General features: G+C 69.3%; 24 protein-coding genes. 4 read left to right on the forward strand and 20 right to left on the reverse strand.

What is annotated here, in order from left to right:
- Positions 1-42 precede the first annotated feature (42 nt).
- The 14 genes from ACFU6I_RS20850 to ACFU6I_RS20915 all read right to left on the reverse strand — a co-directional run bounded on the left by ACFU6I_RS20850 (position 43) and on the right by ACFU6I_RS20915 (position 12,267).
- Positions 43-678, reverse strand: coding sequence for an OmpA family protein (locus tag ACFU6I_RS20850; protein WP_384368895.1), 636 nt, complete (start codon positions 676-678; stop codon positions 43-45).
- Between the two features lie 23 nt (positions 679-701).
- Entirely contained in the window at positions 702-1,319 is a 618-nt protein-coding gene (locus tag ACFU6I_RS20855) for a hypothetical protein (RefSeq protein WP_384368735.1), read from the reverse strand.
- A gap of 31 nt (positions 1,320-1,350) precedes the next feature.
- Positions 1,351-1,956 carry a pilus assembly protein TadG-related protein gene (locus ACFU6I_RS20860; protein ID WP_384368737.1) on the reverse strand — a complete coding sequence of 202 codons (606 nt, stop codon included), beginning with the start codon at positions 1,954-1,956 and terminating at the stop codon, positions 1,351-1,353.
- Positions 1,956-2,186 carry a hypothetical protein gene (locus tag ACFU6I_RS20865; protein ID WP_384368740.1) on the reverse strand — a complete coding sequence of 77 codons (231 nt, stop codon included), beginning with the start codon at positions 2,184-2,186 and terminating at the stop codon, positions 1,956-1,958. The genes ACFU6I_RS20860 and ACFU6I_RS20865 overlap by 1 nt, the downstream gene beginning before the upstream one ends.
- Positions 2,187-2,407: 221 nt before the next feature.
- Positions 2,408-3,502 (reverse strand): response regulator, encoded by a 1,095-nt coding sequence (locus tag ACFU6I_RS20870; protein ID WP_384368743.1) that lies wholly within the window; start codon positions 3,500-3,502, stop codon positions 2,408-2,410.
- A 51-nt stretch (positions 3,503-3,553) separates the two neighbouring features.
- Positions 3,554-4,870, reverse strand: coding sequence for a sensor histidine kinase (locus tag ACFU6I_RS20875; RefSeq protein ID WP_384368746.1), 1,317 nt, complete (start codon positions 4,868-4,870; stop codon positions 3,554-3,556).
- Positions 4,871-4,920: 50 nt separating this feature from the next.
- A complete protein-coding gene (locus ACFU6I_RS20880) occupies positions 4,921-5,808 on the reverse strand; it encodes a DUF5936 domain-containing protein (RefSeq protein WP_384368749.1) in 888 nt (295 codons plus the stop codon).
- A 14-nt stretch (positions 5,809-5,822) separates the two neighbouring features.
- On the reverse strand, positions 5,823-6,761 hold the full coding sequence (locus ACFU6I_RS20885; protein ID WP_384368752.1) for a type II secretion system F family protein: 939 nt from the start codon (positions 6,759-6,761) through the stop codon (positions 5,823-5,825).
- Between the two features lie 11 nt (positions 6,762-6,772).
- Positions 6,773-8,110, reverse strand: a complete 1,338-nt coding sequence (locus tag ACFU6I_RS20890) for a CpaF family protein (RefSeq protein ID WP_037688583.1) — start codon at positions 8,108-8,110, stop codon at positions 6,773-6,775.
- Positions 8,111-8,177: 67 nt separating this feature from the next.
- Entirely contained in the window at positions 8,178-8,564 is a 387-nt protein-coding gene (locus tag ACFU6I_RS20895) for a TadE/TadG family type IV pilus assembly protein (protein ID WP_384368755.1), read from the reverse strand.
- 3 nt (positions 8,565-8,567) lie between these two features.
- Positions 8,568-9,038, reverse strand: coding sequence for a TadE family protein (locus tag ACFU6I_RS20900; protein ID WP_384368757.1), 471 nt, complete (start codon positions 9,036-9,038; stop codon positions 8,568-8,570).
- Positions 9,039-9,041: 3 nt separating this feature from the next.
- A complete protein-coding gene (locus ACFU6I_RS20905; RefSeq protein ID WP_384368760.1) occupies positions 9,042-10,328 on the reverse strand; it encodes a CpaE family protein in 1,287 nt (428 codons plus the stop codon).
- A gap of 7 nt (positions 10,329-10,335) precedes the next feature.
- Positions 10,336-11,043 carry a Flp pilus assembly protein CpaB gene (gene cpaB, locus ACFU6I_RS20910; protein WP_384368763.1) on the reverse strand — a complete coding sequence of 236 codons (708 nt, stop codon included), beginning with the start codon at positions 11,041-11,043 and terminating at the stop codon, positions 10,336-10,338.
- Between the two features lie 357 nt (positions 11,044-11,400).
- Complete coding sequence (locus tag ACFU6I_RS20915; RefSeq protein WP_384368765.1) at positions 11,401-12,267, reverse strand: hypothetical protein; 867 nt, start codon at positions 12,265-12,267, stop codon at positions 11,401-11,403.
- Positions 12,268-12,969: 702 nt separating this feature from the next.
- Here ACFU6I_RS20915 and ACFU6I_RS20920 point away from each other — a divergent pair.
- On the forward strand, positions 12,970-14,700 hold the full coding sequence (locus ACFU6I_RS20920) for a chitinase (protein WP_384368768.1): 1,731 nt from the start codon (positions 12,970-12,972) through the stop codon (positions 14,698-14,700).
- A 301-nt stretch (positions 14,701-15,001) separates the two neighbouring features.
- Here ACFU6I_RS20920 and ACFU6I_RS20925 read toward each other — a convergent pair whose 3' ends face one another.
- From ACFU6I_RS20925 to ACFU6I_RS20935, 3 genes are read right to left on the reverse strand one after another with little or no spacing between them, the layout of a single operon-like run.
- Positions 15,002-15,412, reverse strand: coding sequence for a RidA family protein (locus ACFU6I_RS20925; RefSeq protein WP_277328058.1), 411 nt, complete (start codon positions 15,410-15,412; stop codon positions 15,002-15,004).
- Positions 15,413-15,418: 6 nt separating this feature from the next.
- Entirely contained in the window at positions 15,419-16,177 is a 759-nt protein-coding gene (locus ACFU6I_RS20930; RefSeq protein WP_384368771.1) for an IclR family transcriptional regulator, read from the reverse strand.
- Positions 16,174-17,292, reverse strand: coding sequence for a sugar kinase (locus tag ACFU6I_RS20935; protein WP_384368774.1), 1,119 nt, complete (start codon positions 17,290-17,292; stop codon positions 16,174-16,176). The genes ACFU6I_RS20930 and ACFU6I_RS20935 overlap by 4 nt, the downstream gene beginning before the upstream one ends.
- Before the next feature lie 137 nt (positions 17,293-17,429).
- Between ACFU6I_RS20935 and ACFU6I_RS20940 the strand changes: the two genes are divergently transcribed.
- Complete coding sequence (locus ACFU6I_RS20940; protein ID WP_384368777.1) at positions 17,430-18,743, forward strand: amino acid deaminase; 1,314 nt, start codon at positions 17,430-17,432, stop codon at positions 18,741-18,743.
- 267 nt (positions 18,744-19,010) lie between these two features.
- Positions 19,011-20,645 (forward strand): amidohydrolase family protein, encoded by a 1,635-nt coding sequence (locus ACFU6I_RS20945; RefSeq protein ID WP_384368780.1) that lies wholly within the window; start codon positions 19,011-19,013, stop codon positions 20,643-20,645.
- 7 nt (positions 20,646-20,652) lie between these two features.
- On the opposite strand, the gene ACFU6I_RS20950 is transcribed toward ACFU6I_RS20945, so the two are convergent.
- Positions 20,653-22,320: an IS200/IS605 family accessory protein TnpB-related protein gene (locus tag ACFU6I_RS20950; protein ID WP_384368783.1), complete on the reverse strand. Its 1,668-nt coding sequence runs from the start codon at positions 22,318-22,320 to the stop codon at positions 20,653-20,655.
- A 121-nt stretch (positions 22,321-22,441) separates the two neighbouring features.
- On the reverse strand, positions 22,442-23,329 hold the full coding sequence (locus ACFU6I_RS20955) for a siderophore-interacting protein (protein ID WP_384368786.1): 888 nt from the start codon (positions 23,327-23,329) through the stop codon (positions 22,442-22,444).
- Positions 23,330-23,415: 86 nt separating this feature from the next.
- Between ACFU6I_RS20955 and ACFU6I_RS20960 the strand changes: the two genes are divergently transcribed.
- Positions 23,416-24,249 carry a TetR/AcrR family transcriptional regulator gene (locus tag ACFU6I_RS20960; protein WP_384368789.1) on the forward strand — a complete coding sequence of 278 codons (834 nt, stop codon included), beginning with the start codon at positions 23,416-23,418 and terminating at the stop codon, positions 24,247-24,249.
- 56 nt (positions 24,250-24,305) lie between these two features.
- Here the strand turns inward: ACFU6I_RS20960 and ACFU6I_RS20965 are convergent, their stop codons facing one another.
- Positions 24,306-24,473, reverse strand: a complete 168-nt coding sequence (locus tag ACFU6I_RS20965; RefSeq protein WP_384368792.1) for a hydrophobic protein — start codon at positions 24,471-24,473, stop codon at positions 24,306-24,308.
- Positions 24,474-24,585 lie beyond the last annotated feature (112 nt).

Below are 24,585 nucleotides of genomic sequence, written 5' to 3' on the forward strand. Positions count from 1 at the left end.
CGAGGTAGTCGCGGTACCGGGCCCCGTGCGTACGCGGCTGGGTCAGGAAGCGCTACCGCGCGGGAAGGACACCTCCACGCGCCGGTTCTTCTTCCGGCCCTCTTCCGTGCTGTTGTCGGCGATCGGGTACTGCTCGCCGTAACCGCGGATCTCGAAGGTGATCGACGATCCGAGCGACTCGACCAGCACCCCGTGCACCGCGTCGGCACGCTGCTTGGACAGCACGTCGCCGTGTGCGGCAGACCCGAGATTGTCGGTGAAGCCGAAGACGCGCACCTTGGTGGCGTTCTGCTTCTTGATCTCGGCTGCGACGGCTGCGATGCGGGACTTGGCTGCGGCGCTCAGCTTCGCACTGTCCTTGCCGAAGAGGACTTCCGCCTGGAGCGCGAACTTGATGCTGGCGTTGCTGTCCTCGCGGCGCTCCTCGCCGCCCTGGTCCTCGACGACCTGGATGATGTCGAGGACCTTCGCCGGGGCGAGTGTGGCCCCCTCGGCCATCTTGAGGTCGGGGTCGTTGCCGTCCACCTTGACGGGTGGCACCGACGACGCCTCGGTGCCGGGCGGCACGCTGGGACCGTCGTCGGCAACGGCCTGCGAGGCCCCCAGCATGGTGACGCTGGCCATCAGCAGTGTGGCCGCGATGACCTGTCCCGCGAGACGCGGCGGCCTGCGGTGCATACGGGTATGGGTCATGTCGGCCGTCACTCGGAGATCTTCAGCGAGGTGGTGGCAAAGGTCGGGAGCATGAAGTCGACCTCGGTCGTGCTGCTGGGCGGCGCGGGGAACTGCATGAAAACGGAGGTTGACTTACCCGGCTGAAGCGGCAGGATGCCTGTCGTGCACAGGCAGCGGTTATCGGTGTCCCGAAGAACGTAGTAGCGCTTCTTCCCGACCTTGTCGATCAGTGCAGCACCAGCGACCGAGTTGGGGTTCTGCGGAGCAACTCCTGCCTCCGTACCGGCCCAGCCCGAGGTGGGCTGGTTCCTGTCGCTCCCGTTCTTGATCTCACCTTGCACTGTGACAAATCCACCTGAGTCGCGCTTCACCTGATTGATGACGAGCGTGACTCCGTCCTGCCCCCTGGCCTCGGCGAGCTTCACATTCGGGTCCACTTTCTCCCCGGCGGCAGTGTCCTCCTGCTTCGCCCCCTTGTCCCCGTCGGAGGACTTGGAAGGCGAGGAGGACGACTCAGAACCCGTGTCCTTCGTCTTTCCACCGCCGTCGTCAGCACCGCACCCGGTGACGGCCAGGGCCAATGCCGCTGTCAGTGAGACAGCTGCCACAACCCTTCGGGACTTGGTGGTGCGCCGAATGCTCATGGGTTCTGATTCCTTTAGTCGTCGTTCGCTGTCAGTCGTCGATCAGGTGCACGTCGTAGAGAATCTTGCTCACCTGGGACCAGGGCGGTGGGCTGCCAGGTGCAATTTCGACGACCCCGCCGCCATCGCACTTGAAGATGTACAAGTCCTGGACTCCGTCATCATTGAAGTCCAATGCCTTCCAAGTGCAGCGGAACTCGATCTCGGCAGTCGCCTCGGCCGTCGCGACCTTCTTCTTCGACCCGGGAAGCACAGACGAGTCCACCGCCTTGCGTCCCTGGACCTCGACCTTGATCCGGTCTCGGTAGCCACCAGGAATCGGCCAGCAGCGCTTGAGATCCGCCTCGTTGGCTGCGGCATAGCCCTGAGCGGCAGTGCACCCGCCAACGGGGTGCGCGCGGAGGTACAGGTCCAGCGTGTTCCCTGGAAGTGACGCGAGGAACGGCGCCTCGAACTCCTCACGAGCCTGCTGGGCGGCGGCGAGTGCGGCGGCGTCCGCCGCACCCTGGGCCCCATTGCGCAAGGCTGCAGCCTTACCGACAGCGAAGAACGCCAACGCGAGAAAGAGCAGGCCCGCCACCATCACTACATAGATGGGGAAGGCCTGCCCTGAATCGCGGCGTCGACGGACAATCATCAGCCCGCGGTGATGGAGTTCACCAGGCCGGAGATCCGAGCCGAGATCGCACCACCGATACCCGTAGCCACGATCGCACCGATGATCGCCACGACCACGAGGATGATGCCCAGGTACTCGAAGGCCGTCTGGCCGCGGTCCTTGGCCTCGTAACGCTTCTGGATCTTGCTGACGGCAGTGTTGGCCCAGCCGTTGACGCGGACGGCGGTCTTCAGGGTGATGTTCGACATGGTGTTCCCCTCCGGGTTCGGCCGACCGGTAGCCGGCCGACTCGCACGTTTCTGTGGTGCCACCCGCGGTACCGGCTTCCTCCTGGCCGGTCCCGCTGGCGACATGAGAAACATACGGCGGCACGCCCTGTCCACCAGAGGGTCCCAGGGCCCATTCCCGGGCCCAAAAGGGGAGTTGGGTCCCGAGGCCCGCACTTCTGTCCGGTGTCCTGCCCTTCACCTCAGCCACGACCACCAGTCCCCCGCGCGCCGGGCCCACCCGTCGGGGCCGTGCCGAGCCAGCGGGCGATCGCCTCGCTGCGGCTGCCACTGTGGAGCTTGGTGAAGATGCGGTTGATGTGGTTCTTGACCGTCTTCTCGCTGATGAAGCAGGTGGCGGCGATCTGCTGATTGCTCATGCCGGACGCGATCAGCTCCATGACCTCCACCTCCCGCGAACTCAGCCCGTACTGCTGCCTGTTGGGTACCGCTCCCGGCGTCCCTCTCAGTGAAGACTGTGCCACAACCGATTGCAGATGCGAAAGACCCTGAGCGGTTCGGCCCGGTTGCGGCGCAGGTGGGACCATTTCGGGCCCCGAACCATGTGCATGCGCACCGTCCTGCTGCGCCACGCCCGCCGGGGGTCCGTCGTATCCGGGCCTCGGGTAGGGGACGCCCGTGGTCAGCGCCGTCCCCAGCCCCTCCGGAAGAGGTTGCCCCTGTGGTGCCGTTCCCTGCCGCATATGGGCCAGGAGCGCGTTCGCCGCGGTCACGGTGAAGTGGGCGCGGCCGCTCTTGGTGTCCCGGACCGCCTGCACCAGTTGGTCCGCCGTGAACTCGCCGTGCACCAGATAGCCACCGGCGCCCAGCCGCAGCGCCTCGTGGACGATCTCGCTCTCGCGGCTGTAGGTCAGCATCATGACGGGGGCGACCCGCACGAGGTGCGGCAGCGCGGAGATGCCGTCGACGCCCGGCATGCGGACGTCGAGCAGGACGACGTCCGGGCGGTGCTGCACGGCCATGTCGTAGGCCTGGCGGCCGTCCACGGCCTCCGCCACGACTTCGATGTCCTCACGGCCGGAGAGCAGCACGCCCAGGCCGGCCCGGACCACGGGGTTGTCGTCGGCGACGACGACCCGCAGGGGGCTGGGGAGAGCCAGGGGCGGGGCTGCGGGGAAGGGAGGTGTGACCTCGGATGCCGCGGGCTGCTGGGGGACGGGGAACCCGGAGGAGCTGAGCTCCGAGTTGAGCGGGGTGAGGTGCGAGGACGTGTGCTGGGAGGTGTGGTTCTGTGCCGCCCAGTTCTGGCCCGACGCGCGGGAGACATCGTCCGGCATTCTGCGACCTCCTCTCAGGATCTATGGGGGGTGAGGGTGGGGTGGAGCGGGTCAGTTCACTTGCTGTGTTTCCGGACCGGCAGCGAGAGCGGCCACCGGGAGTTCCAGGCGTACTTCGGTGCCCTTGGCCGCCTTGCCCTTGCCGATGCGGATGCGGGCGCCGATGGACGCGGCGCGTTCGACCATGCCGACGAGACCGAAGTGGCCGGCGCGCCTGAGGTCGTCGAGCGTCGTGCCCGGGGGCAGGCCGCGCCCGTCGTCGTACACGCTGATGCGCAGGACATCGCCCTTCACACCTGCGAGCACGACGAGATAGGTGGGGTGGGCATGGCGATGGGCGTTCTCCATCGCTTCGGAGGCGACCGTGAGCAGCTGGCGGGCGACCACATGCGGCACGGACGGGACCGGGTCCTCGTTGAGCATCCGGAAGATGGCCGTGAGTCCGTGGCGGCGGGTGAAGTCGTCCGCGCGGGCGCGGAGCTCGCCGACCACGTCCACTCCCCCGTCGAGTCCGGACTCACGGCGCAGGTCGGAGAGGAGTTCCCGCGATTCCGCCGCTGCCCGGCGGGCGGAGCGTGCGACCAGTTCTGCCTGGTGCTTGACGGTGAGCGGATCCATCCGGTCGGAGGAGCTGGCCAGACCGTCGGCTGCCAGCGCCAGACCGTGCAGGGTCTTGGCCACCGAGTCGTGCATCTCCCGGGCGAGCCGGGTGCGCTCGCCCTCCACTGCCTCGTTCACCGCGAGCCGTGCCCGGGTCTCGGTGAGCGCCTGGCTGGCGGCGCCGAAGCGCAGGAGCAGATTGCGCAGAGTGACCCCGACGGCGCCCGCGATCACACAGAAGCCCGGAAGGAGAAACGCCGTAGCGTCGGCGGGCTCCAGTTTCGGATCGGTGCCGTACACGCCGAAGACGATCAGCGTTTGGAGCGCCGCGAAGACCGCCGCGCCCCGCCAGCCATAGACGAGTCCGGCCAGCAGCGGGGTGCAGACGGTGACGTACGCGAGGGTGGACTCGGGCGTGGCGGTGATCAGCAGCAGGGCACCGAACACTGCGTCTATACCGAGCAGCCAGGGGTGGCGGAGCAGGACGGGGCCGAAGCGCTCCCAGTCGCGGAAGAGGACGTACGAGCCCATGAAGGTGACGAGGATCGCCGAGCCGATCAGCCAGGTGGCCGGTCCCGGTGCGGTGTGCGCGATTGCGAACGGGGTTGCCATACCGATCATGGCCAGCCGGAATCCGAAGACCTGCCGGCACATCGCCTGGAGCGCGTTGAGCTGGATCGCGAACGCCGGGCGAGGCCCGGGGTCGGCGATCGCCTGGCGTACGTCCGACGCCAGTCCTGTCTGCGCGCTGCCGAGTGGGAACGACATGTGCCTGTCACCTCCTCCGTGGATCGTGGTCATCGACTCCGCCGTCCATGTCATCCGCCCGTGAGGAAGCTGAAGTCGACGTTGGCTCCGTAGACGAAACCGACCGTCAGCAGCACGAGCGTCCCGGGGAGCAGGAACGTGGTGACCGCGAAGGTCGCCTTGGGTACGGCCCTGGCCGCCTTCCTGCGGGCATTCTGGGCGTCCGTGCGCCGCATGTCGTTGGCGATCTGGATCAGCGTCTCGACGATCGGCGCACCGAGCTCCTCACCCTGCTGGAGCGTGGTCACGAACATCGCGACCTGTTCCGAGTCGTTGCGCTTGCGCAGCTGCTCGAACGCCTCGCGGCGGCTCACACCCATGTCCATCTGGCGCAGGGTGATGCGGAGTTCGTCGGCCCAGGGACCCTCGTACTTCTCTGCGACACGACCGAGCGCCTGGCGGAAACCGAGGCCGGCAGAGACGACGACGGCGAGGACGTCGAGGAAGTCGGGGAGCGTCCGGTCGATGTGGTCCCTGCGGATGCGAACCGCCGCCAGGATGCCGACCTCGGACCAGAACAGGCCGAAGGCGATCAGCACAATGGCGAGAAAGAGCTGACCGCGCATCAGCATCGTGAGCGCACCGAACGCGCCGAGGGCGCCGTAGACGAAGCGGCGGGCGGCGTAGCGGTCGATGGTCAGACCGCCCGGGTTGCCCGCCATGTCGATCTGGCGGCGCTTCTTGTTGACCGCCTTGGGGCCCATCATCCGCAGCACCATGGGGGCCCAGCGCATGCCCATGCGGTCGATGCCGGAACCCACCGCGTTGGTGCGGGTGGCACCTACCTCCAGGGCAATCGCGAGGTCTCCGGGGAGTTTGGCGTCGGCCCGGTACATGCGGATACCGGCAATGGCTCCGAACACCGCGAGCCCTACGACGCCTGCGAGGAGCAGGTCCATGTTCCCTCCGCCCATCAGACGTCGATCCGGGACAGGCGGCGGATCACGATGAATCCGATCGCGTACAGGGCGATGGAGATGACCACTGCGACCTGGCCGATGAAGGCTCCGGTCATGCGGTCGAGTGCACCGGGCATCACCGCATTCATCAGGAGCATGGCGCCGAGTCCGAAGATGGGGACGGCGTAGGCGGTGACCGTGACCTGGGAGAGCTGGGTCTTGACCTCGCGCCGGGTCTCCTTGCGCTCCTCCAGCGTCTCGGTGAGGTTGCGCAGGGAGCTGACGACCGTACCGCCGGCCCGGTTGGACAGCACAAGGGTCGTCACGAGGACGACGAGTTCGCGCGACGGCAGCCGGTCGGTCAGTTCGCTCAGCGCGTCGTCGAGGGATTCACCGACGGCGAGGCGGCGGGCGACCCGGGCCAGCTCCTCGCCCGCCGGGTCCTCCATCTCGTCCGCCGCCATGCTGATGGACGTGCGGAGCGCGAGCCCTGCCTGGGTGGCGTTGGCGAGGATGCGGGCGAGTTCGGGGAGCTGGTTGATGAAGCGTTCGGTGCGCTTGGTCCGCTGCCAGTTCAGGAAGGCGTTGGTGCCCCAGAGGCCGACGAGTGCCGCGACCGGACCGAAGAAGCTGGCGAGGATCGACGAGGCGATCATCCACAGTGCGGCCATCGCGGCGAGCGCGTAGACGAAGAATTCGCCCGGCGTGATCTCGAGTCCGGTGGCCGCCAGTTTCAGTTCGAGCTTGCGGCCCAGTCCGGTCTTGCGCAGCCTGCGGTCGACGCCCCGGAAGCGGCGGTGGCGCCCTGCCTCGGGGATCTGACCGGTGTGCGACAGCCGGTCGACCAGCGCTTCCTGGTCGGCCTTCCCGCCGGAGTAGGCGTGCAGACCCATGACGCCCGTCACGCCGCAGAGCAGCGTGACACCGATCGTGAGAAGAGGAAGATTTGTCATGGCACAGGTACCTAGTTGGCCTCTCGGGTGGCGAGCTGTTCGGCGGACGCGGCGACTCCGAAGGCCTGCGGGATGGGCTGGCTGGCCATGTAGAGACGGTCGGCGATCTTGCGTGGGATCGGGAGGTACTGGAACTCGCCGTAGATCCGCCCGTCGGCGGCCATAGGCTGGGCGTTGAACCGGGCGACGGTCACGATGCGGTAGGGGTCGCGACCGTGCGAGTCGAGGACGGCGATCTCGGTGACCTTGCGGGAGCCGTCGGCGTGCCGGGTGAGCTGGACGATGACATCGACGGCGCTGTTGATCTGGTCGTGCAGGGCCTCGAACGGGATCTTGATCTCGGACATCGACGCCAGGGTCTGCAGACGCATGAGCGCGTCCTCGGCGTTGTTGGCGTGGACGGTGGCGAGCGAGCCGTCGTGACCGGTCGACATCGCCTGGAGCATGTCGAGCGATTCGCCGCCACGGACCTCACCGACGACGATCCGGTCGGGGCGCATACGCAGGGAGTTGCGGACCAGGTCACGGATGGTGATCTGGCCCTTGCCCTCGACGTTCGCCGGGCGGGACTCCAGGCGGATCACGTGGCTCTGCTGGAGCTGGAGCTCGGCGGAGTCCTCGATGGTGACGATGCGCTCCCTGTCCGGGATGAGCCCGGAGAGAGCGTTGAGCAGCGTCGTCTTTCCCGTGCCGGTGGCCCCGGAGACGATGACGTTGAGCTTGGCCTGGACGAGCCCGGAGAGCAGGATCAGCATCTGCTCGTCGAGCGAACCGATGTTGATCATCTCCTGGAGCGTGAAGGCCCGCGGGAAGCGTCGGATGGTGAGCGTCGCACCGGACAGCGAGAGCGGCGGGATGATCACATTGACACGCTCGCCGCTGGGCAGGCGTGCGTCGACCATCGGATTCGACTCGTCCACCCGGCGGTTGACGGTCGACACGATGCGCTCGATGGTCTGCATCAGCTGCTCGTGCGAACCGAAGCGCATCGGGAGCTGCTCGACCTTGCCGCTGCGCTCGACGAAGATCTGGTCCGGTCCGTTCACCATGATCTCGGTGATGGACGCGTCCTCGAGGAGCGGTTCCAGGATGCCGAGGCCGAGAGCCTCGTCGACGACCCGGCGGATCAGTTGCGTGCGTTCGACGGTCGAGAGGACCGGTCCCTCACGGCTGATGATGTGGCTGAGGACGCGCTCCAGCCGAGCCCGCCGGTCGGCCGCGGCGAGCGAGGACATCTCCGCCAGGTCGATCTCTTCGAGCAGCTTGGCGCGGTAGGTGGCGACCATATGGCCGTCCTCCCTCGCCCCGCTGTGCTTCTCGGGGGCGGTGACGCGTGCCCGCAGACTCATGTCCGTAACTCCTCGTTCTGGCTTACCGGTGGGGCCTCAGCCGTACGTGCGGCGCGCTGGGGGGGGGTCAGGTGCGGGGCATCGTGGAGCTCCGTTCGGCCCAGCCCCAGATGTCGACGCCGGGAATAATGCGCGGCACCTTGACGCGGACGGTGCAGGTGACCTCGTCGAAGGAGGGCTTCGCCCAGAAGTGGGCCCTGTTCGCGGTCCAGTCGCTCATCGCGTCCCTGCCCGCCCCCGCGCAGTCGGACCCGCTGGCGGACATGCTGGACAGGCGGGCTCCCGCACGGGCGCCGGTGCCCGCCTGGTTGGCGGCGTACGCGGCAAGGCCCATCTGGATCGCGAGGAGGCCGACCAGGAGCAGCAGCGGGATGAAGCCCATGTACTCGATGGCGACCTGACCGCGGTCGCGGCGGCGGGTGGTGCGTGCGGGTGTGTGCGTGCGTGTGTTCATCGCTCAGCCCTCCAGCGGTGCGGCGGCGTTGCCGGTGACGTGGAAGGGCCAGTTCAGGACACCGGGCACCAGGACCGGCACCTTGAGCTTGACCTCGGCCCTGTACATGTCAGACGAGGAGCGGCACGTCGTCCTGGACTTCTCCCGCCATGCCTTCGGAAGGTGCTCGGTGGCGACCTGCCTGCATGCCTGTGCGCGCAGACCGCCGGAGATGGCGCCCTTGTGGGCGGCCTCGTCCGCCGAGTTCCCCGCCAGGGAGAACGTGTAGCCGATCAGCGCGCACTGCCACAGCGCGATCATCAGCAGGATGATCAGCGGTGTGACGCCCAGGAACTCGATGGCGGTCTGCCCGCGGTCACGGTCCCGCCCCGTGGCGCGGCAGCCGTCGTGCTCACGGTCGGCCGTGCGGTAACGCCGTCCCCGTATTCCCTGTGTTTCCCGTATCTCCGGGCCGTTCATCTCGGTGGTCACCATGGCTCAACGTGCCTCCTCGGTCGTCGCACGGCCCCCGGTGTCGCCGTCGCGCCGTCTGCGCGGGCGTCCGATCGAGCCTCGGTCGTTCTTGAACTTGCCGCGCTTGTCCGCGTTTTCGGGGACCTTCACGATCCCCAGTTCTCCGGCCAGGCCCCACAGCGCCTGCTTCACCGTGCTCTTGGCATCGAGTTCATGCATCCGCCCCGCGTCGACGGCGCCCTGGAGCTCCTTGAAGTTCGCGGGGACGGCCGTGTTCGCCATCCGGGTCCCGGTGATCTTCTCGATCAGCGGGGGCTGGATCTCGGTGTTGCGGATGAACCGGTTGACGAGGGTCAGTGTCTCCTCCGCCTTGCGGATCTGCAGCCGGTCCCACATCCGCACGGTGCGCTTCGCGCCGCGCACCGCGATCACGTCTGGAGTGGTGACCAGCAGCGCCACGTCCGCCATTTCGATGGCCGCCGCGTTCGCGCCCTGGAGCTGGCTGCCGCAGTCGATGACCACGACCTCGTACCGCGACCGCAGGGCGCTGACGATCTGGCGGGCCGACCGGTCGCTGACCTCCTCCCCGCGTTCGCCCTCGCCGGGCGCCAGCAGCAGGGCGAGGCCGGAGCTGTGGCTGAACACGGCGTCGGACAGGACGCGGGGCGAGATGTCGGTGATCGCCGCCAGGTCGACGATGGAGCGCCGGAACTGCACATCGAGGTACGAGGCGATGTCGCCGGCCTGGAGGTCCATGTCGACGAGAGCGACCGTACGGCCCGACGCCTGGGAGGCCAGGGCGAGCTGGACCGCTGTGACGGTGGCGCCCACCCCGCCCTTGGCGCCGCTGACCGTGACGACCGTGCCGCCGGGGCCGGTGAAGACATCGCCTCCGGTGCCCAGATGGCGACGTACTCCGACCGACCACTGGGCGGCGGACTGGACCCGGTTGACCAGCTCCTCGTAACTCAGCGGGAGAGTGACCAGGCCGCGGGCGCCGGACTCCATTGCCGCGGCGAACAGGCCGGGGCTGGCGTCGGCGGTGATCAGCACGACCCCGATGGCGGGGAAGCGCAGCGAGACCTCCCGGATCAGTTCCAGAGCCGGCACCGGGCCGATCCGCTCATGGACCAGCACGACCTCGGGCAGTTCGTCGAGGGACTCGCCCGCGAGCCGGGCGAGGGTGTCGATCAGTTGCGTCGAGTCGCCGACGGGAGCCCCTGGCTCGGCGTCGGGGAGCTGGCTGAGCAGGGTGGTGACGGATCTGGCCGCGTCGGGGTCGCCGACCGCCGGGAGGATCCTCGTGGTCATTCGATCCTCACTTGTCCTTGTCGAGCGTGTAGGTGCGGTCGCCCGGGCGGATGGTGCTGTCGCTGCCGGAGGCGAGGAGCGCAAGGCGTACGTGCTCCGCGAAGGACTCGGCGTAGGCGACGCGCTGGGTGTCGAGCGTGTTGAGCGCGAAGGTGATCGGGACGGCCTCGGTGCCCATGTTCGACTTGGCGTCCCGGCCCGGCTCCAGGGCGGTCAGCTTGCCGACGTCCAGGACCTTGGCGTTGGAGACGATGACCTTCGACTGGGACGCCGCGCCGTCCCGTTCCCCGGCGAAGGTGGCATAGATGTTGACCGTCGCACCGGCGGTGATCTTGCCCGCGACACCGGTCGCGGCGTCGATCATGATGGCGATCTCCTGCTCACCGGGCTGCAGTTCGGGGCGCTTCTGCATCATGTCCGACTGCAGCAGCGAGCCCTTGCGCAGCTGGGTGACGGCGATCTTGCCGTTGACCTCGGAGAGGTCGGTCACGGCGTTGGTCGAGAGCCAGCGCTTCGGCATCGTGATCTTTTTGAACTGGCCGGTGGACAGCGCCGTATAGGGGGCGACGTCGGCCTTCAACTGGTAGGCGGAGACCTCTGGTCCGACCTTCGAGTTGACGTCGCTGATCACCGAGAGCACCCCGGCGAAGGCGCCGAAGGCGCACAGGACCGACAGGAGCAGGAGTATCACGCCGCGGCGCTGGCGGGAGTTCATGGGCCGGACAACCTCGTTCGTATGGATGCGTGGGGCAGCTGACAGAAGGGTGTGCGGTGACTCGGTTTATGTCTGAATCTGCGTCTGTATCTGCGCGTAGACCTCTCTATGGGCCTTGTGCGCAGCTTGACGGGGATTGCGGATGACAGAGAGCGGGGCTCAGGAGCGGTGGTCGAGGAGCGGAGCTCAAGAGCGGTGGTCGAAGAGCGGTGGCAGAGAACGGGGCTCAGGAGCGGTGGTCGAGGAGCGGAGCTCAAGAGCGGTGGTCGAAGAGCGGTGGTCGAAGAGCGGGGCGCATGAGCGGTCATCGGGGAGCGGGAAGCATTTATATGCGACTGCGGAGGAATCCGGGGGGCGCTAGGAGCCCGGTGGTGCAGGTGCCCCCTGGCTCAGGACACCGTTGGAAGGCATTCGGTTCTCGGGAGCGTGAAGCGGTGACGTACAGAATCCGCAACGGTCCCCGATGAGCTCCATTCCGCACCAGTGGCAGATCTCCCGCCTTACCGAGGCGACGAGTTGGTACAGCACGGAGATATCCGGAAGATAAGCCGCAAATTCCACCAGCTTTCCGGTCCCCCACCAGCCGGGGGAATCGGAAGGCAGGGCGGCCTCATGAATGGCCTGGACCTTCCATGCGGGGGCCAAGGTCTGTTGCACCCACTCGGACTGCGACTGCCCCTTGGCGACCAGCAGATCCGTCGCGAATTCGGGGCCGTCCAGAGGTTTGACGGTCGGACCGACCTTGATGAGTTGCGGGTCCGGGCCCGCAAGTACAGCGAACTGGGACCCCGGGACCCAGGACTTGGCATGCGTCTTCAGGCTGACCGGAACCCGGTCCAGCTTGGTGACGGAGTTCAGCAGGGCGCCGGCGTGGATGTAGTGGGGCAGCAGCCGAGCGGCGGATGCCACCACTCCCGGACTGAAGTCGCAGATCGACAACTGACGTAGCTGACGCACCAGTACGGCGATGCCCAACGGCGGCAGATCCACCTTGAGCAGGGCGATCCGGTCACTCTCCAGGACAGATCTGACGGAGTGCATCCTGCGCTCATGGGCGATCGGCAGGTTGGCCGAGTAGATGGCGACGACATACCCGTGCTGCTCCAGCAGCACATGCATGTCGCCGATCGCCTGGTCCATGGTCTGGTCTTCCGGAGCCCGGAGTAGAGCGGCTGTCGGTGTCTGCTGGTCGGTCGGCGGCAGCACGAGATCAGCACTGGTCACTGTTATTGCGGTCGGCACGCTGGTTCCCCGTTCGGCTCCGGCCGTTGTCGTCACGACAACGGCCGCAATCGCTCCTGCTCCGTGCTTCTGCGTCAGCACTTTATCCACGTCTTACCAGCCAGAGAACACTTTTCGGAGGCCAGTACGACAAGGTGCGCGCGGTGCGGGGGCGACCCGCCCGCAACGCACCGGTGCGAAATCGGACCAAACCCAGACTCGTTAACTTCCGTACCACTGCGGAGGGTTACTGGACTCCGTTCCGATTCCCGATGTTCAGAATTCGTATCCGCACGTCAGAATGGATCTCCGGCGATCGACGGCAGGCTCCGAGTCTGGTCTCGGTCACTGTCCGACGATCTCGGCCCGCCCACCCGCGAGAGTGCTCGAACTGTGCCCGAAAAGTTCACCGGAAAGCGTCAACGGAGGCTGCCTCCGGGCGACTTCGACCGGCGGCGGTACGGACCACTGAACCTCGCGATTGCGTCGCGCCCACCACGGCCACGAAGCCCGTCACCCAAAGCCGTTGCCGCCAGAGGTCTTGACAACTCGATTGGTCTGGACCAACTTATCGCCCAGCGGTGGTCACCCTTCCTCGTCCCACCTCCGCTCCACCCCCGCAACACCCCCGTGTCCTACCCCGACACTCGCCGGCACCCCCAGGCACCACTCCAGGCATCCCCCACTCCCCCACGGAGGCAGCAAGTGGAACGTTCACCCGGCACCCGGCACAGAAGAGGTCACACCCGCCCGCTCCTCGGCGCGGGCATGGCCGTTGTCGCCGCCGGCGCGCTGACCGCCACCGGCCTCGTCGGCACCGCCCAGGCGGCCGACGTCAACGTCGCCAAGAACGCGGGCTTCGAGTCCGGACTCGCCAACTGGACCTGTTCGGGCGGCAGCGGAACCACGGTCTCCTCCCCCGTGCACGGCGGCGCCGCGGCTCTGAAGGCGACCCCGGCCGGCCAGGACAACGCCCGGTGCACACAGACCGTGGCCGTGAAACCGAACTCCACGTACGCGCTCAGCGGCTGGGTACAGGGCGGATACGCGTACATCGGCGTGACCGGCACCGGAACGACCGACGTGTCGACCTGGTCCCCCGACTCCAGCAGCTGGACCAAGCTCTCCACCGGCTTCACGACCGGCCCGAGCACCACCTCGGTGACCGTGTACCTCCACGGCTGGTACGGGCAGGCCGCCTACCTCGCCGACGACATCTCCGTCACCGGCCCCGACGGCGGCGGCGGCACCGACCCCGCGCCGACGGTCCCGGCCGCTCCCGCCGGTCTCACCGTCGGCACGACCACGTCCTCCTCCATCGCCCTGTCCTGGAACGCGGTGTCCGGTGCGACGGGCTACTCGGTCTACAGGGACGGTACGAAGGTCACCACGTCCACCGGGACCTCGGCGACGGTCACGGGGCTGGCCGCCGACACTGCGTACCAGTTCGCGGTGACCGCCACCAACGCGGCCGGTGAGTCCGTCAAGTCCTCGACGGTCAGCGGGCGCACGGCCACCTCCGGCGGCGGCGGCACCGACCCCGGCACCTCCGTCCCCAAGCACGCGGTGACCGGCTACTGGCAGAACTTCAACAACGGCGCGACCGTGCAGAAGCTCAGCGACGTGCCCGCCAACTACGACATCATCGCGGTCTCCTTCGCCGACGCCACGACCACACCCGGCGCCGTCACCTTCAACCTGGACACGGCAGGCCTGAACGGCTACACCGTCGACCGGTTCAAGGCCGACATCAAGGCCAAGCAGGCGGCCGGGAAGAACGTCATCATCTCGGTCGGCGGCGAGAAGGGATCCGTCTCCGTCAACAGCGACGCGTCCGCCACCAACTTCGCCGACTCCGTCTACGCGCTGATCCAGGAGTACGGCTTCAACGGCGTCGACATCGACCTGGAGAACGGCCTCAACTCCACCTACATGACGAAGGCGCTGCGCTCGCTCTCGCAGAAAGCCGGATCCGGTCTCGTCATCACGATGGCCCCGCAGACCATCGACATGCAGTCGACCTCGGGCGAATACTTCAAGACGGCACTCGCCGTCAAGGACATCCTGACCGTCGTCAACATGCAGTACTACAACAGCGGTTCGATGCTCGGCTGCGACGGCAAGGTCTACTCGCAGGGCTCGGTCGACTTCCTCACCGCACTCGCGTGCATCCAGCTGGAGGGCGGCCTCGCCCCGTCGCAGGTCGGCCTCGGCGTCCCCGCCTCCACGAGCGGCGCGGGCAGCGGCTACGTCTCCCCGTCCATCGTGAACGCGGCCCTGGACTGCCTCGCCTCGGGCACCAACTGCGGCACCTTCAAGCCCGCGAAGACCTACCCGGGTATCCGCGGAGCCATGACCTGGTCCACCAACTGGGACGCCAAGTCGGGCAACGCCTGGTCGAACGCGGTGGCCCCGCACGTCCACGGCCTGCCGTAACCCATCACCCCGGTGTTCCCGGCACCAGCCCTTGACCAGCAGCGCCGCCGCTCCCCCGGTGGCGCTGCTGCATGGTCGACGGCGGAGGCCGGGCGGTGGCGCAGGGGCGACGCCGCCCGACGCGCCGCACGGTGGGGTGGCGTCTCGACCGGCTGTGGGGTGGCGGCGAGCAGCATGGGCAACTCCGTTGCGGACAGGATTTTCGGGCAGGGCGGTGCGCGGCACGGCGCCCACGCGGTGCGGGGCGCCGTGCCGTACGGCGTGGTGGTGCGGTGGGGCCAGCGGATCAGCCGCGGATCGTTCAGCTCAGGACGGCGAGCGCGTCGATCTCGATCAGCAGGCCCTTGGGAAGGCCGACGTACACCGTCGTACGGGCGGCAGGGGCCTCCTTGAGGTTCTGCTCGCCGAAGTAGGCGTTGTAGATCTCGTTCATCTCCGCGAAGTGGTCCACGTCCGTGAGATAGACGCGCATCATCATCACGTCGTCCCAGCTCGCGCCGCCCTCCTCCAGGATCGCCTTGACGTTGGCGAACGTCTGGAGGGTCTGCTCGCGCAGCGTCGGGCCGGCCGGGGTGGGGGCCTGGCCCTCGACGGCGGGCAGGAAGCCGACCTGGCCGGCGACCTGGAGGATGTTCCCCTTCTTCACGCCGTGCGAGAACTTGGCGGGGGGCGTGGTGTGGGTGCTGGGGGTGAGGGCGGTCTTCTCGGTCATCGCGGTTCAGGCTTTCTTGGGTTGGGTGGTGCCGGAGTACTCCCGGCTGATGGTGTCGGCGGTGCGGCGCACCAGCGGGAGCAGGGTGAGGAGTTCCTCGGCCGTGACCACCACATTGGGTGCGGAGACCGACATGGCGGCGACGACACGGCCGTCCGCGCCGCGGATCGGGGCCCCGATGCAGTTGATGGACTCCTCGTGGCCGCCGAGGTCGGTGGCCCAGCCCTGTTCGCGGACGACGGCGAGTTCCTTGAGGAAGGCACCGGCGTTCGGGACCGAACGGGACGTGTACATGGGGTAGTCGAGCTTCTCGGCGATCGCCCGCCGTTCGGACTCGGACAGATCCGCGAGCAGCAGCTTGGCGACGGCGGCGACGGTGATCGCGACGGGCTTGCCGATCCGCGAGTACATCCGGACCGGGTAGCGGCTCTCGACCTTGTCGATGTAGAGGACTTCCTCCTCCTCGTACACCGCGAGATGGACGGTGTGCCCGCACTGCGCGTTGAGCTCGACGAGGTGGGGGTGGGCGATCTCGCGTACGTCGAGGTTCTCGACGGCCTCCTGCGCGAGGGCGAAGAGGCGGGCTCCGAGGCGGTAGCGCTGGTCCTGCTGGCGGTAGACGAAACCGTGTTCGTGCAGCGTACGGAGCAGGCGGAGCGCGGTGGACTTGTGGACGCCCAGGCGGTCGGCGACCTGGCCGAGGTCGGCGGGACCCTCGGCGAGGAGCGGAAGGATGCTCAGTGCGCGGTCGACGGTCTGGCTCATGTCGGGTGGACCTCCTGCGGGGCCGGGCTCCGGTCGATGCCGGCGCGGTCGGCTGCCGTCCAGCCGGGACCGAGACGAAGTCTCCCCCAGGCGGCGTCGTCGAGAGCGACGAGTTCGTCGGCGTGGGCACGGGCCGGCGGGTCGGTGAGGTCGCCGGGGACGGTGAGGACCGCGGCGGCCATGAGGTGGCCGTGGCGGACGCTGTCGCGGACGGAGAGCTCGCGGAGGGTGGCGGAGAGGAAACCGGCGGCGAAGGCGTCGCCCGCGCCGACGGCGGCGACGACGTCCACGCGGAGCGCGGGGACGGTGGTGACGGTGTCGGAGGTCGCAGGCGCAGCCCCCGGGCCGCCGGTCCGGCGTTCGGGGCGGCGCGCCGAGAAGACCGTCGCCCCCTCCGACCCCCGCTTGACCACGAGCACCGCCGGCTCCGGCAGCGCCGCACGGATGGCGTCGGCGCCCCGCAGCCCCCAGGCCTCCTCCGCCTCGTCCTCACCGACGAAGACGAGATCGGCGCGGCGCGCGAGGTCGAGCAGCACGCCCGGTCCCTCGTCGCCGGCGCGCCACAGGTGCGGGCGGTGGTTCACGTCGAAGGAGATCAACGGGCGGTCGGGGCGGGGCTCGGTGAGGGAGCGGAGCAGCGACAGGCAGTCCGCGGAGAGGGCCGCCGTGATGCCGGTCAGGTGCAGGATGCGCGCGTCGAGCAGGTCCTCGTACGGAACGTTCGCCGGGGACATCGCGGAGGCCGCCGACCCTGCCCGGTAGTACGCGACCTCATGGGTACCCGTCGCCCGGTCCGCCGCCGTACGGAAGTAGATGCCGGTGGGGCGGCCGGGGTCGCGCCGGACTGCCGACGTGTCGACCCCGTAGGCCGCGATCGCGTCGACGAGGTGGTCGCCGAACCCGTCCGCACCGACCCGGCCGACCCACTTCGCGCGGTGCCCCGCCGCCGCGAGAGCGCAGGCGACGTTGGACTCGGCGCCTCCGATCGCACGGCCGAAGGACGGGACGTCGGCGAGGCGGCCGGGCTGCGAGGGCAGGAACGTCACCATGGACTCACCGAGGCAGACGACATCGGCGGTGGCGGCTGCACGTCCCACGGCTACGGGTCCGGACACTCTGGGCTCCTCGCTGGTCAGTGCTCCGCACCGGCTCTCACGATTGACCCGGCGTCGGCTCGGATGTTAGACAGCGTCAAGCGATATGCGCAACGGGTGTTGCACATGGTGCAACGAACAGATTTCGAGGAGGGTCCATGGCCGCCGCCGACGAGGACGTCGCGACAGCTCCCCACACGCTTGGCGAACTCGCCGCCGAGCGCATCGACCACCGCTTCAAGGCGCTCCCGCCCGACGCCGACGGACTCACCGTCGCCGCCCTCGCGGCCGAGCGCCGCAACCTCTTCACCGGCGGCTTCACGACGCCCGTCCTCGCCCTTTCCGCCGAGTCCGTCGCGCACAACCTGGCGCTGCTGGAGACGTACGCCGAACGTCACGGGCTCGCGTTCGCGCCGCACGGCAAGACGTCCATGGCGCCGCAGCTCTTCGCCCGGCAGCTGGAGCACGGCGCGTGGGGCATCACCGCCGCCGTTCCGCACCAGGTCCGGGTGTACCGCGCGTACGGGATCGAACGGATCTTCCTCGCCAACGAGCTCGTCGACGCGGTCGCACTGCGCTGGCTCGCCGGCGAGCTGGACTCCGACCCCGACTTCCACTTCATCTGTTACGTCGACTCGGTGCGCGGCGTCGAGCTGATGGACGAAGCGCTGAGCGCCGCGGGTGCGGTGCGTCCGGTGGACGTGGTCGTGGAACTCGGCGCCGGTGAGGGGGCCCGCACGGGTGCCCGTACCGAGGCCGACTGCGCGGCGGTCGCCGACGCGGTGGCCGCGGCGGGGACGCTGCGTCTGGTCGGGGTCGCCGGTTACGAGGGCGAGGTGCCGGACGCGTCCGCGGAGCGGGTACGGGACTGGCTGAGCCGGCTCGTCCGGGTGGCCGCCGACTTCGACAAGGCGGACCGGTTCGCCGCACTGGCCGACGACGACCGGATCGTGATCAGCGCGGGTGGCAGCGCCTGGTTCGACGCGGTCGCGGACGTCTTCGCGGAGATTCCGGACCTCACGCACCCGGTCTGCAAGCTGCTGCGCTCGGGGGCGTACGTCTCGCACGACGACGGGCACTATCGACACCTCACCCCGTTCAATCGGGTCCCGGAGGAGGGCGCCCTGCAGCCCGCGTTCCGCCTCTGGGCGCAGGTCGTCTCGCGGCCGTCCGACGAGCAGGCGTTCGTGAACGCGGGGAAGCGGGACGCGGCGTACGACCTCGATCTTCCGCAGGCGCAGGTCGTGCGGTCCGGGCGGGACGGTTCGGTGCGGGCTGCCACCGGCATCACCGTCACCGGGCTGTCCGACCAGCACGGGTGGTTGCGCACCGAGGCCGGGGCGGAGCTGGAGGTCGGGGACTGGGTCGGCATGGGGCTGTCGCACCCGTGCACGTCGTTCGACAAGTGGCAGCTGATTCCGCTCGTCGAGGCGGACGGCACGGTCACGGACTACATCCGCACCTTCTTCTGATCCCTGCGGGCGTCGCCCTCAACCGCCGGACGTCGCGCTCTCCCACCCCGCCGGGCCACCCCGATCCCCCGCTCTCCTCAAGCCCCTCCGCCGAGTCCGCTCATACCCCTCCGGCGCTCGAGGAGCGGGGGTGCGGGGGCAGCGCTCCCGGTTACGGGCCCGCGCCGGCCCGTCCGGCGCTCGAGGACCAGGAGGCCGGGGGGCGCCCCGGGTTGCGGAGAGGGGCGGGGAGGGGAAAGAACACCGGCACCGAAAGGCCTGCACACCATGGATCTCGTCATCCGCGACGCCACCGTCATCGACGGCACCGGCGCCCCCTCCTACCGCGCCGACATCGGCATCACCGGCGGCCGGATCGCCGAGATCCGCAAGGAGGGCGAGGGGCGCGGCCCCCGCCCGACCGCCCGCCGCACCCTCGACGCGGACGGCCTCGCCCTCTCCCCCGGCTTCGTCGACATGCACGCCCACAGCGACCTCGCGCTTCTCCGCGATCCGGACCACAGCGCGAAGGCCGCCCAGGGCGTCACCCTCGAAGTGCTCGGCCAGGACGGGCTGTCGTACGCCCCGGTCGACACCCGCACCCTCGCCGAAGTGCGCAAGGCGATCACCGGCTGGAACGGCGACGGCGGTGACATCGACTTCGACTGGCGCACGGTCGGCGAGTATCTGGACCGTCTCGACCGCAACTTCGGCGGCGAGGGCATCGCGGTCAACGCCGCGTACCTCATCCCGCAGGGCACCGTTCGGATGTACGCCGTCGGCTGGGACGACCGCCCCGCCACCGACGCCGAGCTGGCCCGGATGAAGGAACTCGTCGCGCAGGGGATGGCGGACGGCGCGGTCGGCATGTCGTCCGGGCTGACGTACACCCCCGGCATGTATGCCGACGACGCCGAACTCACCGAGCTGTGCCGGGTGGTGGCCAGGTACGACGGCTACTACTGCCCGCACCACCGCTCGTACGGCGCGGGCGCGCTCGGTGCGTACGAGGAGATGGTCCAGCTCACCCGCAACGCCGGCTGCGCACTCCATCTCGCGCACGCCACCATGAACTTCGGCGTGAACAAGGGCAAGGCGCCGGACCTGCTGGCCCTCCTCGACGACGCTCTCGCCGCGGGCGCGGACATCTCCCTCGACACGTACCCGTACACCCCCGGCTGCACCACGCTCGTGGCCATGCTGCCCAGTTGGGCGAGCGAGGGGGGTCCGGAGGCCGTCCTGGAACGGCTCGCGGACGACGCGACGGCGGAAACCGTCCGCCACCACCTGGAGGTCCTCGGCTCGGACGGCTGCCACGGCGTGCCGATCGAGTGGGACACCATCGAGATCTCCGGCGTGAGCGCGCCCGCGCTCGCCGACCATGTCGGCCGTACGGTGGCCGAGTCCGCGCGGCTGCGGGGCGAGGCCCCCTGGGTGACCGCCCGGCGGCTGCTCCTCGACGACCGGCTCGGTTCGACGATCCTGCAGCATGTCGGCCACGAGGAGAACGTCCGGCAGATCATGCGCCACCGCGTCCACACCGGCGGCAGCGACGGCATCCTCCAGGGCGACAAGCCGCACCCGCGCGCGTACGGCACGTTCCCTCACTATCTCGGCCGGTACGTACGGGAGTTGGGCATCCTTTCGCTGGAGGAGTGCGTCGCCCATCTCACCTCCCGCCCGGCGGCCCGGCTGCGGCTGCCCGACCGGGGCCACGTCCGCGAGGGCTACCGCGCCGACCTGGTCCTCTTCGATCCGGCGACGGTGGCGGCGGGCTCGACCTTCGAGACGCCTCGCACGCTGCCGGTGGGCATCCCGCACGTCCTGATCGACGGGCGCTTCGTCATCGAGGACGGCAGGCGGACCTCGGCGCTGGCGGGACGGGCGGTCCGGTCGTCCCGGTCGGCACGCGGCTCACGGTGAACCGTTCCTAGCCAGTGTGCGTGAGTGAGTCCTGGACCCACTGTTGCGTACTGGGCGCATCCCGAACGGTGTTGGATGCGCTGGGTTCCCCCGTTCGCGTCCCGTTCGGTGACGGCCCTCCGGGGGGCCGGTCCGTTGCGGGTGGGCGGGTTCCCTCACGCCCCCGGGTGCCTGGTCCGGCCTGGACGGTCCGATGCCCCGCACGATCACTCCGGTCGTGCGGGGGCGGTGCCGTCCTTCCCCAAGCTCTCAACTCCGTTCGAGCAGGGGATACCCCATCCCGGACCGGGTGCCCGAGGGCGCGTCGCCCGATCGCGATGCCCGCGGCATCGTGACGGGACATGGTGCGATGCGCGGTGACCAGTGGCTTCTGCCAGTGCTGGGCACCCCACAAAGTGGTGTAGGCGGGGTCGACCGCGACGATCGCAAGGCCGTGTTCGGCGGCCATCGACACCAGCCGGGCCTTGAGCTTCCCGGTCGGGATGCCGGAGATGAGCTGCCGGAACCGCTTCTTGCGGCCGTGTTTCTCGCGGGTCTTCTCGGTGGTGAAGTCGAGGTCTTCGATGCCGATCGCGGCGACACCGACACGCCTGGCCCAGTTGATCAGGCGGGTCAGCGCGTGGCGGAGCTGCGCGTCGCGGTGACCGGCGGTCCCGGACAGGTCGAAGCCGAAGCGGCGCGGGTCGCCCATGGGGTTGCCGTGCGAGTCGAGCCGGTAGGCGGCGAAGTGGTCGGCGTTGGTGTCGACACCGATCATGCCCCGGGCGCGGGCGGCCTCCAGCGGGATGGTCTTCACGACGGGGCGCTGCCACGAGGCCGTGAGGTACCAGCGTCCACGCCCCGTATCGAGGTGGATGCGGTAGGCGACCGCCCGGTTCGCGGTGATGCGGTCGGCCCACTCCGCGCCCCGGTGCGCAAACGCGATCCGGGTGGTGAGGGTGTACCGGCCGTGCCCGGCGTTGGCCAGGTGCGCGAGCGGGGCAGGCAGCTTGATGGACACTTCGCCGTCCGGGGTGACGCGGATCGTCTCGTTCCCGAACCGCTTCCCCGACTCACCATCCGCCGCGATGAACCAGCGCTCCGCCTCCCACCGTTGCCGCCACTGGTCTTCGGCGAGCCCGGCCTCGGCGAGGTGGTGGCGGGTGTTCAGGAGACGTCTGCCACCCCGTACCACCCGCACCCGTCCGGCCTGCCGGTCGGCGACAACGGCCGCATGCCGCGCCTCCAGTGCAGCCAGGCGGCGGGACTTGTGGAACCACTCACTCCGGGAGCGGTAGCCACCCGCCGCCCGCTTGGTGCCCTTCTCCCCGATCGGGAGGGACAGACGCTGCCGCAGCGTCCTGATCCCGGCCTCCAGCGTCTGGATGTGCGCGGCCTGGCAACGCCGGGCCAGCGCCCACTGATCGTGCGTGGCCTTGGTGATCGCACCCGCGATCCGCGACGACGACAGCGGCGTCAGGTCCCGCTTACGCGCCGCCCACGTCTGAGCGCTGTGCTCCAGACCGTCCGCACAGCGCGCCTTGAGATCACGCGAAGCCAGACGGCCCTGATGCTCACCGACCGCACGCAGCACCTCCTCGTCCCGGGCCGTGAGGTGCTTGAAACGGTCCCGGACCGCCACCCCGCAAGGCCCAGGCACCACGAAGGACCCGGCCAACTCCCGCACACCACCCACCGCGTCACCCCCTCCCACCAGGCCGGAAACCCATCACCCAGCCCAACGAGCAACAGCCGCCAAGGTCACCCATTCGACCCCAGAACCCCCGTTCCCACCCGCGCGAACCCGCCGACCGAACTCACTCCCGCTCACCACCACTCACTTCAGTGCAGCAAACCGACAGCAGCTCACAACCCTCCTCCGCCCGCTCCTTCGCCCAGGCCAGGTCCTCCTCGGTCGGGGCGTCGTCCTGGGTCAGCCTGAGCCGCCAGTAACCACTGAACTCCACCGCCGACCTGGGCATCCCGCGCTCCTCGACCAGGTGGCGGCGCAGCGCCCGCACGGTCCCCGACTCCCCCGCGAGCCATGCGGCCCCCGCCCTCGCCTCGCCCGGCAGCTCCGCCGCGCGGACCACGTCCGTCAGTTCCTCCCCGGCGTGCACCCAGCGCACGGTCACCTCGGCGGCGAAGGAGAGCCGCTGTTCCTCCGCCGCGTCGACGACCGCCACGTACGCCACCGCGCGCATCCCGGCCGGGAGTGCTTCGAGCAGCGTGCCGATCGCGGGGAGCGCCGTCGCGTCCCCGGCCAGCAGCAGCCAGTCGGAGGCGGGCAGCGGCCGGGCGTACGCCGAGGACGGGCCGACCATGCCGAGTACGTCCCCGGGCCGCGCGGTCCGCCCCCAGCGGGTGGCCGGTCCGGTGTCGCCGTGGAGCACGAAGTCGACGGTCATCTCGTTGCGCTCACGGTCGTACGCCCGGACGGTGAAGCTCCGCATCCACGGCCGGTCGGCCTCCGGGATCGCGAGGTACGCCTCGTACCACCGCATCCCGTACGTGTCGTCGGCGTCCTGTTCCGGCAGCACGGGCGCGCCCCGCCCCTTCGGGAAACAGAGCTTCATCTGCTGGTCCGGCCGGTCCTCGATCAGGTCGGCAAGCGCATCTCCGGTAAAGGTGACGCGCGCCATCCGCGGCGTGATCCGCTCCACGCCCACAACCTGGACGTACGACACCGGAAGCGACTGACTCATCGGAGCGGACACCTTCTTTCTCCCTGATACCTTATGCCGTAAAGAATCGTCTGGGCGAAGTTACTTTATGGTGTAAGGAGTCGCAAGTGGTGGTCTATGCGGGACAGGGCGACGCCCGCCGTTCGATCGCCCTGCTGTGGCGCACGGAGAGCGCTCCGGCACCGGGTGGAACAGGGCAGGGCAGAACGGGATCGGCCCGGTCCGGGCCCAAGCCCGGACTGACCGTGGACGCGATCGTGGGCGCCGCCGTCGCCGTCGCCGACGAGGACGGCATGGCGGCCCTCTCGATGCGCGCGGTGGGAGAGCGGCTGGGCCGGACGGCCATGGCCCTGTACACGTACGTCCCCGGCAGGAGCGAGCTCCTGGACCTGATGTACGACGCGGTGCATGCCGAACTCCCGTCCGACTACCCGGACACGGAGAACTGGCGCGCTTCCCTCACGCGCTGGGCGGAGGACACCCTCGCCTTCCACCTCCGCCACCCGTGGGTGCTCCAGGTCTCCCAGGCCCGGCCGGTGCTGGGCCCGCACGAGTACACCGCTCTCAACACCCTCGTACGCCTCCTGTACGGGACCGGACTCGACGCGCATCTCCTGCGGCGGCTGATCGGCACGCTGTTCCACTTCGTTCGCGGCTCGGCGCAGACGGTCGCCGAGTCCCGGCAGGCCGCGGCGGTGACCGGACAGTCCGACGAGGAGTGGTGGTTCGCGCGCTCGGCGCTGCTCGGCGAGGTGGCCCCGGACTTCGCGGACCGCTTCCCGGACGTCGGCCGCCTGGAGACCGAGAGCGCGCCCGAGCCGCCACCGGCCGACGACACGGTGCCCTACCTGGAGCGTCAGGCACGCGAGACGTTCACCACCGGGCTCGGCGTGCTGCTGGACGGGATCGAGGCGGCGGTGCGACGCACCGGCGCGCCGTGAGACCTGTGGGGTCTCACGGCGCGCGGGGACGGGTGCGCGACGGCCGAACGGCCCGGCTACCAGCGGTACCAGCGACCTCGGCCCGCACCGCTCCCGGGCCGGACGACGAAACCGAGCAGCCACACGGCCAGCACAATGATGGCGACCCACCACAACACCTTCAGCGCGAATCCGGCACCGAAAAGAAGCAGGGCCAGCAGGAGAACGAGAAGAAGGGGAACCATGGGATATCAACCTCCAGCCCGTCGAGTGCCCCGCATTTCTTCGTCCACACACGTGAGTTCCGTGCGGGCGCGCCCGGCGCGCCTTTCGGGCCCCGTTGTTCCTGCTTCCCGC

This window comes from Streptomyces sp. NPDC057486, assembly GCF_042802415.1.
Lineage (GTDB): Bacteria > Actinomycetota > Actinomycetes > Streptomycetales > Streptomycetaceae > Streptomyces > Streptomyces yanii.

What these genes read in the sequence shown, in the direction of transcription:
- ACFU6I_RS20850 (WP_384368895.1), bottom strand. Translation starts at nt 678, where the DNA reads ATGCACCGCAGGCCGCCGCGTCTCGCGGGACAGGTCATCGCGGCCACA.
- ACFU6I_RS20855 (WP_384368735.1), bottom strand. Translation starts at nt 1,319, where the DNA reads ATGAGCATTCGGCGCACCACCAAGTCCCGAAGGGTTGTGGCAGCTGTC.
- ACFU6I_RS20860 (WP_384368737.1), bottom strand. Translation starts at nt 1,956, where the DNA reads ATGATTGTCCGTCGACGCCGCGATTCAGGGCAGGCCTTCCCCATCTAT.
- ACFU6I_RS20865 (WP_384368740.1), bottom strand. Translation starts at nt 2,186, where the DNA reads ATGTCGAACATCACCCTGAAGACCGCCGTCCGCGTCAACGGCTGGGCC.
- ACFU6I_RS20870 (WP_384368743.1), bottom strand. Translation starts at nt 3,502, where the DNA reads ATGCCGGACGATGTCTCCCGCGCGTCGGGCCAGAACTGGGCGGCACAG.
- ACFU6I_RS20875 (WP_384368746.1), bottom strand. Translation starts at nt 4,870, where the DNA reads ATGTCGTTCCCACTCGGCAGCGCGCAGACAGGACTGGCGTCGGACGTA.
- ACFU6I_RS20880 (WP_384368749.1), bottom strand. Translation starts at nt 5,808, where the DNA reads ATGGACCTGCTCCTCGCAGGCGTCGTAGGGCTCGCGGTGTTCGGAGCC.
- ACFU6I_RS20885 (WP_384368752.1), bottom strand. Translation starts at nt 6,761, where the DNA reads ATGACAAATCTTCCTCTTCTCACGATCGGTGTCACGCTGCTCTGCGGC.
- ACFU6I_RS20890 (WP_037688583.1), bottom strand. Translation starts at nt 8,110, where the DNA reads ATGAGTCTGCGGGCACGCGTCACCGCCCCCGAGAAGCACAGCGGGGCG.
- ACFU6I_RS20895 (WP_384368755.1), bottom strand. Translation starts at nt 8,564, where the DNA reads ATGAACACACGCACGCACACACCCGCACGCACCACCCGCCGCCGCGAC.
- ACFU6I_RS20900 (WP_384368757.1), bottom strand. Translation starts at nt 9,038, where the DNA reads ATGGTGACCACCGAGATGAACGGCCCGGAGATACGGGAAACACAGGGA.
- ACFU6I_RS20905 (WP_384368760.1), bottom strand. Translation starts at nt 10,328, where the DNA reads ATGACCACGAGGATCCTCCCGGCGGTCGGCGACCCCGACGCGGCCAGA.
- cpaB (WP_384368763.1), bottom strand. Translation starts at nt 11,043, where the DNA reads ATGAACTCCCGCCAGCGCCGCGGCGTGATACTCCTGCTCCTGTCGGTC.
- ACFU6I_RS20925 (WP_277328058.1), bottom strand. Translation starts at nt 15,412, where the DNA reads ATGACCGAGAAGACCGCCCTCACCCCCAGCACCCACACCACGCCCCCC.
- ACFU6I_RS20930 (WP_384368771.1), bottom strand. Translation starts at nt 16,177, where the DNA reads ATGAGCCAGACCGTCGACCGCGCACTGAGCATCCTTCCGCTCCTCGCC.
- ACFU6I_RS20940 (WP_384368777.1), top strand. Translation starts at nt 17,430, where the DNA reads ATGGCCGCCGCCGACGAGGACGTCGCGACAGCTCCCCACACGCTTGGC.
- ACFU6I_RS20945 (WP_384368780.1), top strand. Translation starts at nt 19,011, where the DNA reads ATGGATCTCGTCATCCGCGACGCCACCGTCATCGACGGCACCGGCGCC.
- ACFU6I_RS20955 (WP_384368786.1), bottom strand. Translation starts at nt 23,329, where the DNA reads ATGAGTCAGTCGCTTCCGGTGTCGTACGTCCAGGTTGTGGGCGTGGAG.
- ACFU6I_RS20965 (WP_384368792.1), bottom strand. Translation starts at nt 24,473, where the DNA reads ATGGTTCCCCTTCTTCTCGTTCTCCTGCTGGCCCTGCTTCTTTTCGGT.